A 13,726-nucleotide genomic window follows, 5' to 3' on the forward strand; every position below is an offset into this window, starting at 1 on the left:
ATGCTGTCGACGAAGGCTATTAGCAGTTGTCTGGCTGCGCTGGTCCTGGCGCTGGTCCTGGCGCTGGTGGCCAGCGTCGCGCGCGCCGATTCGTCGGCCGTGGCCGCCTTCGGCCAGCTTGACATCGCGCTGTTCGACCTCGACCCGGGTGACGGCATCGATCCCGCGCTGGAGCTCAGCCAGCTGGAACGGTCCGGGGCGGCGTACCAGTATCTTTATCCCGACGCCGGCTGGCCGCCGCTGCGCGAGGAGCGTGTCAGCGGCATCGGGATGGCCGCGCTGGCCGATGCAAACGGCGCCGCCACGGCGGTGCTGGAGGACCAGTCGATGGAAGGTGAAGCGGTTTCGACGGGCAGCGGAGCGTACACCGCGCTGCTGACCGACAGCTTCCGCTTCACACTCACGCCGTACACCCGCGTCGTGTTCAGCGCAGTGACGGAATCGGCAGTCAGCGCCGAGGCCGTCCAGTCGGCGCTCGCAGTGGTGACCCTGACCGGACAAGCGATCAGCCTGGGCGAGTCGATCACCTTCGAGTCGACCAGTGTGCGCTTCGATACCGGCAGCAGTATCGTTCCGCTCGCCATCGAAACGTCGTCATCGGCGCTTCCGCTTTCCGGCGATGTCGCGCTGCGGGGATACGCCTATGCGGCAAGCGTGTCACCCGTGCCCGAGCCCGGCCCGCTCGCGCTGTTCCTGGCCGCAGGCGTGCCGCTGCTGGTGGCCGCGCGGCGGCGGCGCCGTGCCGAGCCACATCCGCGCCGCGCCAGATCGCCCGGCTCGTGCCGTGCCCGGTCGCATCTGGCCCGGGCTGCGGGCACGTGTGCGCTGGTCATTGGCGCCGCCGCCTGGCCCGGCTTCGCCAGCGCGTCCTCGGGGTCGGCATCCATCTTTGATTTTACGTATGAGCTGATCGATCTCGCGCCAGACGACGGCATCACGCCCTCGCTGATCTTCACGGTGCAGTCGGCGGGCGGCACGGTCCATGCCAACCGCGACACGTTTCTTGGAAACCCGTGGGATGAAAGCCGCGCGCTGGCCGGGTACGGCGCGGAATCGATCATCCAGGCGCCCGGACGCGCCTTCGTCGAGATGGACGCTGACGGCGCTGCCGCCGGCGCGCTGGCATGGCGCGGCGCATTCGCTGCCTCGGGCCGGTCCGTCCATGACTTCACACTGACGCCAATGACCCATGTGGTGTTCTCCGCCATCGCCGACCTGCTGGTATCGCATGCACCGAACAATCGTCCCGAGGCCAGCCAGGCGAGCGCCGGCTTGAGCGGCGAGATGTCCGCCGCGCCCGGTCAGCGCACCCAGTTCAGCAGTTTCGTGTCGCTCGATTCGCCGGGGCACAGCCGCCGGCCGCTGGCGGTACATGCCATAACCGGCAACCTTGCCGGCGCTGGTACGCTGATGCTTGACGCCAACGCTTTCGCCGTCGGCGTCTCGCCGATTCCCGAGCCGCCGCTGCGCGACATGCTATTGGCCGGCGTGCTGTTCGGTTGCGCGCTGGCAATCGCAAGGCGCTCTGACGGTGTTAACCGTGGCCGGCATGCAGAGCGAGCCGCTCGCGCCGCTTGAGCGCTGGTTTCAACAGTTCGAACCAGACCACGCTCAGGGCGCCGACAGCCAGGGACGCGCCCAACTCGGCGGCGCTCAGAGGATGGAACCTGAATAGGTCCGCCAGCAGCGGCTGGTAGACGACCAGGACCAGCATGGCCAGTGCGATCCCGGCCACGATCCAGACGACCCGGTTGGGTGTGCGCAGGCCGTCAAGCAGGCTGCGCGTGTGCGAGCGATTGGCAAATATCTGTGCGATGTTGGCCGCCACCAGGCTGCTGAATGCAAACGCGCGGGCGCGCTCCTCGTCGAGGTAGGTGAGCGCCAGGCCGTAGGCGGCCAGTACGGTGACCAGGCTGCCGAGCCCGATCAACAAGGCGGACACCACGGTGCGGCCGCCGAACAGCGGCGCTTGCGGGTCGCGCGGCGGCGCCTGCATCAGCCCCGGGTCGGCAGGCTCATTTTCGAACGCCAGTGCGCAGGTCGGATCAATCATCAGCTCGAGAAACACGATGTGCATCGGATAGAGCAGGATCGGCCAGCCGAGCAGGACCGGCACCAATGCCATGCCGGCAACGGCCACGTGCACGCCGAGGATATAGCTCATCGACTTTTGCATGTTCTGGTAGATCTGGCGGCCTGAGCGAATTGCGCCAACGATGGAACTGAAGCGGTCGTCCAGCAGGACCAGCGAGGCAGCCTCGCGCGCCACATCGGTGCCGCGCTTGCCCATGGCAACGCCGACATGGGCAGCGCGCAGCGCGGGAGCGTCGTTGACACCGTCGCCGGTCATGCCGACGATTGCGCCGTTTGCCTTGAAGGCCTGCACCAGCCGCAGCTTTTCGTCGGGCGCGATGCGTGCGCACACCCGCACGTCGCGGACCCGCTCGGCGAGGGCGGCATCGTCAAGGCCATCGAGCTCGGCGCCGGTGAGTATGCTGCCGGGATCGATGCCGGCCTGAGAGGCGATCGCGGCAGCGGTAATCGGATAGTCGCCGGTGATCATCACGACGCGGATGCCGGCGCTGCGGCAGGCGGCGACCGCTTCCGGGATGTCGTCGCGCAGCGGATCGGCCAGTCCTAGCAGTCCGGTGAATGTAAAGGCAAACTGGTCCTGGCTGTCCGGCAGGCCCGCCGCGGCGTGGCGCGCCTGCGCCACCCCCAGTACCCGCAGCCCCTTGCGCGCCATCGCGTCGACGGCGGCGCTGATCGAGGCGGCCTGCTCGCTGCCGATCCGGCACAATGCGAGGATCGCCTCCGGCGCACCTTTGGCCGCCACGGTGTAGCCCGGCTGTCCATCCACCTGCCACGCTTGCGTCATCGCGCGCAGCGCCGGCGACAGCGGATATTCGCGCGCCATGCGCCAGCCATTTCGCGCTGGTGCGGCCAGCGCCACAATTGCTTGTTCCATCGGGTCGAACGGCGCTTGCGCGCTGGCAAGGACGGCATGCTCGGCCAGCGCGCGCCACGGCGGCGCCAGCGCCGAACCGTCCAGCTCGCGCGTTTTCCCGCAAGCGAACATGGCCTGCACCCGCATGTGGTTCTCGGTCAGCGTGCCAGTCTTGTCGACGCACAATACCGACGTCGCCCCCAGCGTTTCAATCGATGCCAGCCGCCGCGTCAGGACCTTGGCGCGTGCCAGCCGCCACGCTCCCAGGGCGGGAAACACCATCAGCACGACCGGGAATTCTTCCGGCAGCATGGACATGGCCAGCGCGATGCCGGCCAATAGGGACTCAAGCCAGTCGCCGCTGCGCAGGCCCAACAGCACGACCAGCAATACGCTTGCGACGGTGCCAGCAAGCGCAAATATGCGCACCAGGCGCGCGTTTTGCTTCTGCAAGGGCGAGCGTTCGGGCTTGATCCTTGCCAGAGCGCTGCCTATCCGGCCGATTTCGGTCTGCGGGCCGGTGGCCGTGACCAGCACCAGCCCATGGCCATGCACCAGCAAGGTGCCTGAATACAGCGCGGCAGTATCATCGCCGCCGGGACGCGGCATTGCTTTCGGCCGCGTGCCGGGTAACTTGCGCACCGGCAGCGATTCTCCGGTCAGCAGCGACTCGTCGGCCTCGACCTCGGTACCTTCGAGCAGGATGCCGTCGGCGGCGACCCGGTCGCCCTCCGACACGACCAGGATGTCGCCCGGCACCACGGTGCGGCTGTCCACGTGCAGCGGTGCGCCATCGCGCATCACCAGGGCGCGCGGGCTGCCCAGTTCGCGCAGGGCGTCGAGGGCGCGTTCTGTCTTGCCTTCCTGGTAGAGGGTCATGCCGATGGTGACGAAAACCATCGCGAACAAGAAGATGCCTTCGAGCAGGTCGCCCAGTAAAAGGTAGAGGCCGCCGGCGGTCACCAGCAGCAGGAACATCGGCTCACGGGCGGCGTCAGCGGCTATATTTCTCCATGTGCGCCTGCCGTCACCGGGGAGTGCGTTCGGGCCGTGGCGAGCCAGCCGGGCTGCCGCTTCGGCTGTGCTGAGGCCGGAATGATCGATCGGGACGGTCACGGCTAGCTCCTCGCTTGGGAACGCGAAGGTCCAATCTTAACAGGGAGTGCCGCGCCCGCTGATGCTGCGGCTCCAGCTGGATGGAGGCGAAGCGCAGGTCCGGGATTTCCAGCGCCGTTGATCGATGACCGGCTCCCGCCTGTTGCCGGCGGCGTGCTGGTCCATCACATGGATACCGTCGCTCACATGCCAACGAAAGAAGGTGGCGTGATTTAAAGTTGTACAAGATCGGATCGTGTCAGCGATTCCCATCGCGCTTCAAATCGCCATGCGGCATGGCCGATGACAGGGAGCAGGCCGCGCCCCAACCAATCGGTTGCGTTTTCATGGGTGCTGCGCGCTGGTGGAATATTGTCTGCGACAAACGCAGACGTAAAAAAACCCGCCGTCATAGCAATGAGGGCGGGTTTTGAGGCAGTGCGCGATGCCTTGATACAAATAGGTGGTGCCCCGAGCCGGAATCGAACCGGCACGCCCTTACGAGCACGAGATTTTAAGTCTCGGGTGTCTACCAGTTTCACCATCGGGGCAGCGGGCAGGATTCTAGCACATCAGACAAGAAGTGAAGGGCGGCAGCGGTCACTTTAGCCTTGGCGCAAGATGGTGTACGATGCGTGGCGCACGCGTGCGGGTTCGCGTGCAGAACCATCAAGGATAAGCATTGAAGATCACGATCAACGAGGAACTGCGTTCCTTTGTCGACCCGCTCACCGCCATCGAATACGCCGCCCTCGAACGCAGCCTGCTGGCTGAAGGCTGCCGCGACGCGCTGGTGCTGTGGGGCGATACCCTCATCGACGGCCATAACCGCTACGAAATCTGCCAGCGCCACGGCATCGCGTTCAACACCGTGCAGAACACCACCTTCGCCTCGCTCGAAGACGTGATGCTGTGGATGATCGATAACCACCTGGCGCGGCGCAGCGTCTCGGACTACCAACGCGGTGTGCTGGCCCTGCGCAAGAAGAACATCGTATCGACCCGGATGCTGCAGCGCGCCGAGCAGCCGGCTGCGGCCGAAGCGGGCGACGCGCCTGCCGTACCCGAATCGCCGCCATGGAACACGCGCGAGGACATCGCAAAAGCCGCGCGCGTGTCGAGCAATACCATCAGCCAGATTGAACGCATCCAGAAGGCCGCGACGCCCGAACTGGTGGAGGCGGTCCGCGCCGGCACCATCTCGATCAATGCCGCGGCGAACGTCGCCCAGCTGCCCGAAGCGATGCAAGTCGCGGCGGTGGCGGGCGGCCGCAAGGAACTGCAGCAGGCGGCGCGCCAGGTGCGCGAGCAGAAAGCCGCCACCCGTCCGCGCAAGGAGCCGCCGCCCGATGCCGAAGGCGAATCGGCGGAACCCGCCGACACCGAAGCACAGCTGCGCGCGCAGGTAGCCGTGCTGCGCGCCCGAGTCGATGAGCTCAGCGCCGAGAACAGGTCGCTGCGCGAACAACTTGGTTCGCAGGGATAAGCTGCACAACATATAACGACAATCAGGAGACAGCCCCATGTCGAGCAACCGCTTCCTCTTCACCGCCTTGCTGGCGTGTGCCGCTTTCGCCCCAGCGCATGCAGCGCCTTACGATGCAACGATGGTGGTCAAGACGGCGCATGACGAAGCCGACGTCGCGCGCTGGAACAAGCTGGCGCAGCGCGTGACGATCATGCGCGACAAGTGGGGTATCCCCCACGTGTTTGGCAAGACCGACGCCGACGCGGTGTTCGGCCTGATGTACGCGCAGTCGGAAGATGACTTCAACCGGGTCGAGCTCAATTTCATCAACGCGATGGGGCGCCTGGCCGAGGTCGAGGGCGAAGCGCAGATCTGGCGCGACCTGCGCATGAAGCTGTACATCCAACCGGCAGACATGAAGGCGAAGTACGCCGCCAGCCCGGCATGGCTGAAGAAGCTGATGAACGCCTGGGCCGATGGCCTGAACTACTACCTGCACACCCATCCGGAAGTGAAGCCGAAGCTGATCACGCAGTTCGAGCCGTGGATGGCGCTGTCATTCAGCGAAGGCAGCATTGGCGGCGACATCGAAGAGATCGACCTGAAGCAGCTCGAACAACTGTACGGCAAGCTGCCCAAGCCTGTCCAGGTGGCCGACAAAGGCTTCGACGAGGAGCCGCGCGGCTCCAATGGCTTCGCGATCGCGCCAAGGCTGAGCGCGTCCGGCAAGGCGCTCCTGCTGATTAATCCGCACACGTCGTTCTACTTCCGCCCCGAAGTCCACATGGTCAGCGAAGAAGGCCTGAACGCGTATGGCGCGGTCACATGGGGACAGTTCTTCGTCTACCAGGGCTTCAATGATCGGGCAGGGTGGATGCACACGTCCGGCGGCGGCGACGTGATCGACGAGTACCTCGAAACCGTCGTTGAGAAAAACGGCAAGTACTTCTACACGTACGAGGGCAAGCAGCGGCCGGTGAAAGCGCTGCCGATCACGCTGCCGTACAAGACCGCCTCCGGCATGGCCAGCAAGACCATCACTGCGTACTTTACCCATCACGGCCCGGTCGTGCGTGAGCTCGATGGCAAGTGGGTGGCCGTAAAAATGATGGACGAGCCGCTCAAGGCGCTGACCCAGTCGTACATGCGCACCAAGGCGAAGAGCTACAAGGAGTTCTACAAATCGATGGAGCTGCGCACCAATTCGTCGAACAATACCGTGTACGCGGACGCGGATGGAAACATCGCCTACTTCCACGGTAACTTCCTGCCGAAACGCGACCCGCGCTTCGACTGGACCAAACCAGTAGACGGCAGCATCGCCGCCACCGAGTGGCAGGGCCTGCACGGCATCAAGGAGACCATCACCTTGTTCAATCCGGCCAATGGCTGGATCCAGAATACCAACAATTGGCCATTCCGTTCGGCCGGTTCTGCCAGCCCGAAAGAACAGGCCTATCCGAAGTACATGTGGACCTTGCCGGAAAACGCACGCGGCCTGCACGCCCTGCGCGTCCTGGAAAACAAGAAGGACTTCACCGTCGACAGCCTGATCGCGGCAGCCTACGACAATTACCTGACCGGCTTCGAACCGCTGGTGCCGCAGCTGGTCAAGGCGTACGACGAGGCCGACGCGGGCGATCCGCTCAAGGCGAAGCTGGGTGCGCAGATCGCTGCGCTGCGCGGCTGGGACTTGCGCTATTCGCTCGAATCGGTGCCGACATCGCTGGCGATCTACTGGGCGCAGGAGCTGGTTCGGCTGAACGGCCCGGCGGCGCGCGCCAGGGGCATTCCGGTCCTCGATTACATCACCGCCAACGGCAGCGCGCAGGAGCGCCTTGAAGCGCTGGCGCGCGCATCGGCGAAACTGGAGGCCGACTTCGGCACCTGGCAGACGCCATGGGGCGACATCAACCGGTTCCAGCGCATCAGCGGCGATGTCAGCCAGAAGTACGACGATGCGAAGCCAAGCTATCCGGTTGCGTTCCCGTCGGCGGTATGGGGTTCGCTGGCGTCGTTCGGCATGGTGGCGCCGCAGACCACCAAACGCATCTATGGCGACCGCGGGAACAGTTTTGTCGCCGCGGTTGAATTCGGGCCGCGCATTCGCGCCAAGAGCATTCTCGCAGGCGGCCAGAGCAGCGATCCGGCATCGAAGCACTTCGCCGACCAGGCCGAGATGTACAGCAAAGGCCAGTTCAAGGATGTGCTGTTCTACAAAGAGGACATCGTGAAGCATCTCGAGCGCACCTACCATCCAGGACAATGACCCGTCGTTCCCGCGCAGGCGGGAACCCATAGGCTGCAGTGTTTAAAACACGGGTGCTCACTGGGATCTTGCTCGGCATAGGTTCCCGCTTTCGCGGGAACGACGTAGCACGCTATAATCCGCCCCTTCAATTTACCCAGGTCCGGCAGTGGCAAAACTCTATTTCAGGTATTCGGCGATGAACGCCGGTAAGTCGACGGCGCTGCTGCAGGTGGCGCACAACTACGAAGAGCAGGGCCAGGAGGTCCAGTTGTACACGGCCGTCATCGACAGCCGCTATGGCGTCGGGCAGGTGACCTCGCGCCTTGGGCCGCAGCGCCACGTCGATACCTTCGGTCCCGAAACCGACTTCCTGGCCGAAAATCCGCAGGTGTCGTGCGTGCTGGTCGACGAGGCCCAGTTCCTCAGCACCGACCAGGTAAAGCAGCTGCACCAGCTGGCCCAGGTCAAGGGCGTGCCGGTGATCTGCTATGGCCTGCGCAGCGACTTCCGCGGCGAACCTTTCCCGGGCTCGGCCTACCTGCTGGCGCTGGCCGACGACATCGAGGAAATCAAGAACATCTGCACCTGCGGTAAAAAGGCGACCATGAACATCCGGGTCGACGACGACGGCAAGCGTATCCGCGAGGGCGAGCAGGTGTCCATCGGCGGCAATGAGCGCTACCGCCAGGCCTGCGGCCGCTGCTTTTATTCCACCTGACCGGCGCGCGGCAGATGACGCTCATCGACAGCTGCCGCACGTTCGCACCGGACTTCATTTGCCGTAACGGCGACATCCTTCTCTACCTGCTGCCGTCGGCCGCGCTGGCGATCATCATCCGCGCGCTGGCGCGCAGCCATCCGTTCTTCTTCCTGTTTACCGTGCTGGGCACCGTCAGCCATGAGCTGGCCCACTTCGTGGTCGGCCTGGTCACGGGCGCACGCCCGGCCTCATTCACGGTGATCCCGCGCCGCGCCGGTACGCACTGGGAGCTCGGGTCGGTGATGCTGACCCGGGTTCGCTGGTACAACGCCGGCCCGGCGGCACTGGCGCCGCTGCTGGTGATCCTGCTGCCGATCGCGGTGGCCAACTGGCGCACCCAGCCCGGCTGGGCTTTCCAGCCAATCGACCTGGCGATCGCGTTTGCACTGGCCCCGCAATTCCTGTCATTCTGGCCTTCCGGCGGCGACTGGCGGCTGGCGGCGCGCTCCTGGCCGTATCTGATTATCATTGCCGCTGTGACATATCTCGCGACCTTGCTGTGAGCCCGGGGGGCTTGCCACATCGCTCCTTCTGTTTCGATTTGTAAAATGGCGATGGCACGGTCCCATCTGGCAGTAAGCTCAGAGTGCAAAATATCGAGACAGCTGGCCCTGTCTGCCGCGCGGTGCTGTTAGAATCGGGTAACCTCCTTATTTGACAGGCTCTGCGCTCTTGCAATGCGCCGGATCGCCCGCAACTACACCAGATTCACGCTCGGAGAGACAACGAATGAAGAAGCATATGTTGATGGTCGCATTGGCGTTTGCCATGTCGACCCAGGCGGCAACCACCCAGCCTGAAAAAGTGGCTGCGACCCAGCTCAAGCCGATTGCTGCCCAGACCCAGGCCGCGCTGTGGGCCTCGCGCCTGCTGGGCCGGTATCACTACAAAGCCACGCCGCTCGACGACGCCATGTCGGAAAAGATCTTCGACAAGTACTTCGAGTCGCTCGATGGCGAAAAGCTGTTCTTTACGCAAGCCGATATCGAGCAGTTCAGCGGCGTTCGCACCAAGCTCGACGATGCGATCAACAACGAAAACCTGACAATTCCTTTCGCCATCTACAGCCTCTACCAGCAGCGCTTCGCGGAGCGCATCTCGCATGCCCGCGAGTTGCTTAAAACCAAGATGGACTTCACCGTGGACGAGAGCATGCAGCTCGACCGTGAAAAAGCCGCCTGGCCGAAGAGCGAAGACGAGGCGCAGGACCTGTGGCGCAAGCGCGTCAAGAACGACTGGCTGCGCCTGAAACTGGCCGGCAAGGACGACAAGGCGATCCGCGAGACGCTCGACAAGCGCTACGACAACTACCAGACCCGCGTGCGCAAGCTGAACAACGAGGACGTGTTCCAGATGTTCATGAATGCCTACGCCACCTCGATCGAGCCGCACACCAACTACCTTGGCCCGCGTTCGGCCGAGAACTTCGATATCGCCATGCGCCTGTCGCTTGAAGGTATCGGCGCGGTGCTGCAGACCCGTGACGAATACACCGTCATCCGCGAAGTCGTCCCGGGCAGCCCGGCCGCCATGTCGGGCAAGCTGAAAGTCGGCGACCGTATCCTGGGCGTGGCCCAGGGCGACAGCCCGACCTTCACCGACGTGCTCGGCTGGCGCATCGACGACGTCGTTCAGCTGGTGCGCGGCGCCAAAGGCTCCACCGTGCGCCTTGACGTCCTGCCGGCCGACGCTGGTCCTGACGGCAAGCACATCACCGTGTCGATGGTGCGCAAGAAGATCAGCATGGAAGAGCAGGCCGCCAAGAAGCAGATCATCGAAGTCAAGGAAGGCGGCGTCAACCGCCGGGTCGGCATCATCTCGCTGCCAACCTTCTACCAGGACTTCGAGGCCAAGCGCCGCGGCGACAAAGATTTCAAGAGCGCTACACGCGACGTCGCCCGGATCCTGGGCGAGCTGAAAAAGGACAAAGTCGACAATGTCCTGATCGACCTTCGCAACAACGGCGGCGGCTCCCTGATGGAGGCGGTCGAACTGACTGGCCTGTTCATCGACAAGGGCCCGGTCGTCATGCAGCGCAGCGCCGAAGGCCGGGTTGACGTCGAAAGCGATACCGTTGCCGGTCTCGCCTGGTCCGGTCCGGTCGGCGTGCTGATTAATCGCGGTTCGGCATCGGCGTCGGAAATTTTCGCCGCCGCCATCCAGGACTACGGCCGTGGCCTGGTCATCGGCGAGCCTAGCTTCGGCAAGGGTACCGTCCAGACCCTGGTCAACCTCGACCGCTTCGCCCAGGGCGAGAAGGCCCGTTACGGCGAGCTGAAGATGACGATCGCGCAGTTCTTCCGTATCAACGGCGGCACCACGCAGCTGCGCGGCGTTACGCCGGACATTAAGATGCCGGTGACGTCCGATATTGAAAACTTCGGTGAATCGAGCTTTGAAAATGCCTTGCCATGGGTTGCGATCAAGCCTGCGCCGTTTGTGCCGCTGGGCGACCTGAAGGAGTTGGTTGCGCCGCTGCAAAAACGTCATGATGCACGCATCGCCAAGGACAAGGACTTCAAGTTCTTGCAAGAAGACCTGGCCATCGTGCGTAAATTGCGCAAGGACAACGTGGTGTCGCTGAATGAAGCTGTGCGCCGCAAGGAGCGTGACGCCCAGGAAGCACGCAGCAAGCTGCGCGAAGCACGCCTTGCCGCCACGACGACACCAGCCGTCGTCGAGCCGGCCGCCGCGCCGCAGGGCAAGGAGGCGCGCAGCAAGGTGCCGGAGCCGACCAAGCCGGCGGCGAAGGCCGTCGCGGCAGTGAAGGGCTCGTCGCGCCAGGATGACGGCCTGCAGGCGGACGAGCGCAATCTTGCGGCGGAACTGGCAGCTGAAAAGGCAGCCAAGGATGCCAAGGATGTCATGCTGCATGAGGCTGCCAATGTGCTGGCCGACGCGGTCGGACTGCTCAAGACCGACACCCGCATGGCGTTGCGCGCAATGCCATACATGCCAGCCACCAAGGCATCGTCGCCATAACGCGCTAACCGCCGTTTCAGCGCCCGCGACATGGCCACATAGCGATATGTGGCCATTTTTTTGTCCGCTTTCCTGATCGTCCATCTTGCGTCCGACGATGCGCACGATTGAAATACATCAAAATTGCACGATTTTCTATTGATTGCTAATATTACTCATCGTTGTAAATATTGCATCCTAATTAGCAAAAAAATAAGGAGGGTCTCATGGTCATTCGTTCACTCGTGATTGCAACTCTGCTCGCTGGTGCGGCATCCGCGCACGCAACGCCGACGTCTTCAACGGTTGGTACGCTCAGTGGCTGGACCCTTCAAGCGGGGTCGGTCAGCGTCGTTGGCAGCCTCGATGCGATGATCGCCAGCGGTAACTGGGCGGCGTTCTCGCAAGCGTGGAACATGCATACCAGCGTTGCTACCGGAAACGCCTCAGGCGCTTCTGCGGTGCTGTTTTCGCCTAATGCCAAAGGCGGCATGTTGGGCGTCGGATTTACCGGAGGCCCTGCCGCTGTTGTAGGCGGTGCTGCAAGCGGCGGCGGCGCTGTTGTTGGCGGCGGCGGTTCTGCCGGCGGCGGCGGTTCGGTCGGCGGTGGCGGTTCCGCCGGCAGTGTCGGCGGTGGCGGTGGCGCTGGGGTAGGCGGTGGCGTCGGCATCGGCGGCGGTGGTGCAGGTGGCGGCATCGGTGGCGGTGGCGGCATTGGCGGCGGCATCGGCGGCGGGACCGAGCTCGATGCGCCGGGCATTGGCGGAGGCATCAGCAACGATGTGCCCGTTGGCCCAGGTAACAATAACGGTCGAAACGACGACGTCGTAGGCCCAGCCGAGATCCCTGAGCCAGGTTCGATCGCGCTACTGCTCGCAGGCCTGGCAGGCGCCGGATTCGTCGCGCGCCGCCGTTCGAAATAACAGATTACCTTCAGCTGAACAGCTGACGCAAAAACGCCGCCGGGTGCATACCTTGGCGGCGTTTTTTTCATGTACAATTCTTGTGAACGACCGTGCTTTTTTAGCGGCGATTAACAAGGAGACTGTATGGACCTGAACTATTCGAGCGAGGACCTGGCGTTTCGCGATCACGTGCGCGCCTTCCTCGACGCCAAGCTGCCAGCCGACCTGCAGCAGAAAGTGCGCAAGCACCTGCGCATGTCCAAAGAGGATTACGTTCGCTGGCACAAGATCCTCGCCGAACAGGGCTGGATCGCGCCGGCCTGGCCGGTCGAATACGGCGGCACCGGCTGGACGCCAGTGCAGCGTCACATCTGGGACGAAGAATGCGCGCGCGCCGGCACGCCTCCGATCCTGCCCTTCGGCGTCAACATGGTCGCACCGGTCATCATGGCGTTCGGTAACGACGCCCAGAAATCCCACTACCTGCCGCGCATCCTGTCGTGCGAAGACTGGTGGTGCCAGGGCTACTCCGAGCCAGGCGCCGGCTCCGACCTCGCGTCGCTCAAGACCACCGCTGTCCGCGAAGGCGACCATTACATCGTCAACGGCCAGAAAACCTGGACCACCCTGGCGCAGCACGCCGACATGATCTTCTGCCTGGTGCGCACCGACAGCGGCGTGCGCAAGCAGGAGGGCATCTCGTTCCTGCTGATCGACATGCATGCGCCGGGCGTGACGGTACGCCCGATCATCATGCTCGACGAAGACCACGAAGTGAACGAGGTCTTCTTCGATAACGTCAAGGTGCCGGTGCAGAACCTGATCGGCCACGAGAACAAGGGCTGGACCTACGCCAAGTACCTGCTTGGCCACGAGCGTACCGGCATCGCCGCGGTCGGCCGCTCGAAGCGCGAGCTGTCGTCGCTTAAAAAGCTGGCTGCCGCGCAGTTCAAAAACGGCAAGCCGCTGATCGATGACCCGCTGTTCTCAGCCAAGGTCGCAACGCTGGAGATCGAGCTGATGGCGCTTGAGATGACGGTGCTGCGCGTACTCGCGCAAGCAAACAAGGCCCCCGGCCCTGAAGCCTCGGTGCTGAAGGTGCGCGGAACCGATATCCAGCAGACCTTGTCCGAACTGATGGTTGAAGCCGTCGGTCCGCTGGCGCTGCCGTTCGACCCGGCCTACCTCGAAGGCAACACCGAACATGCAGTCACTGGCGAGGACGCGGCCGCGCCGCTGGCCAGCCATTACTTCAACTTCCGCAAGACCTCCATTTACGGCGGCTCGAACGAGATTCAACGAAACATCATCACCCAGATGATCCTGGGCCTGTGAGGGA

9 protein-coding genes and 1 tRNA gene are annotated in these 13,726 nt (G+C 63.9%); 8 read left to right on the forward strand and 2 right to left on the reverse strand.

Going from position 1 to position 13,726, the window contains the following annotated elements:
• Entirely contained in the window at nucleotides 1-1,578 is a 1,578-nt protein-coding gene (locus I4X03_RS09565) for a PEP-CTERM sorting domain-containing protein (protein WP_223467986.1), read from the forward strand.
• Here I4X03_RS09565 and I4X03_RS09570 read toward each other — a convergent pair.
• Complete coding sequence (locus I4X03_RS09570) at nucleotides 1,535-4,063, reverse strand: cation-translocating P-type ATPase (protein ID WP_223467987.1); 2,529 nt, start codon at nucleotides 4,061-4,063, stop codon at nucleotides 1,535-1,537. The two genes, I4X03_RS09565 and I4X03_RS09570, sit on opposite strands and share 44 nt — an antisense overlap.
• Before the next feature lie 443 nt (nucleotides 4,064-4,506).
• A tRNA-Leu gene (locus I4X03_RS09575) sits at nucleotides 4,507-4,593 on the reverse strand.
• Nucleotides 4,594-4,724: 131 nt separating this feature from the next.
• On the opposite strand from I4X03_RS09575, the gene I4X03_RS09580 reads away from it, so the two are divergent.
• The 7 genes from I4X03_RS09580 (at nucleotide 4,725) to I4X03_RS09610 (ending at nucleotide 13,722) form a co-directional block, all read left to right on the forward strand.
• Nucleotides 4,725-5,528: a hypothetical protein gene (locus I4X03_RS09580; RefSeq protein ID WP_223467988.1), complete on the forward strand. Its 804-nt coding sequence runs from the start codon at nucleotides 4,725-4,727 to the stop codon at nucleotides 5,526-5,528.
• A 37-nt stretch (nucleotides 5,529-5,565) separates the two neighbouring features.
• Complete coding sequence (locus I4X03_RS09585) at nucleotides 5,566-7,779, forward strand: acylase (protein ID WP_223467989.1); 2,214 nt, start codon at nucleotides 5,566-5,568, stop codon at nucleotides 7,777-7,779.
• 148 nt (nucleotides 7,780-7,927) lie between these two features.
• A complete protein-coding gene (locus I4X03_RS09590; RefSeq protein ID WP_223467990.1) occupies nucleotides 7,928-8,479 on the forward strand; it encodes a thymidine kinase in 552 nt (183 codons plus the stop codon).
• Between the two features lie 14 nt (nucleotides 8,480-8,493).
• On the forward strand, nucleotides 8,494-9,024 hold the full coding sequence (locus tag I4X03_RS09595; RefSeq protein WP_223467991.1) for a hypothetical protein: 531 nt from the start codon (nucleotides 8,494-8,496) through the stop codon (nucleotides 9,022-9,024).
• 226 nt (nucleotides 9,025-9,250) lie between these two features.
• Nucleotides 9,251-11,503, forward strand: a complete 2,253-nt coding sequence (locus I4X03_RS09600; RefSeq protein ID WP_223467992.1) for a carboxy terminal-processing peptidase — start codon at nucleotides 9,251-9,253, stop codon at nucleotides 11,501-11,503.
• A gap of 206 nt (nucleotides 11,504-11,709) precedes the next feature.
• The gene (locus I4X03_RS09605; protein WP_223467993.1) at nucleotides 11,710-12,405 is read left to right on the forward strand and encodes a PEP-CTERM sorting domain-containing protein; all 696 of its coding nucleotides are present in this window, start codon (nucleotides 11,710-11,712) and stop codon (nucleotides 12,403-12,405) included.
• Between the two features lie 126 nt (nucleotides 12,406-12,531).
• Entirely contained in the window at nucleotides 12,532-13,722 is a 1,191-nt protein-coding gene (locus I4X03_RS09610; protein WP_223467994.1) for an acyl-CoA dehydrogenase family protein, read from the forward strand.
• Nucleotides 13,723-13,726: the final 4 nt, after the last annotated feature.

It is taken from the genome of Massilia soli (assembly GCF_016809835.1).
In the GTDB taxonomy this organism is placed as follows: Bacteria; Pseudomonadota; Gammaproteobacteria; order Burkholderiales; family Burkholderiaceae_D; genus Telluria_A; species Telluria_A soli.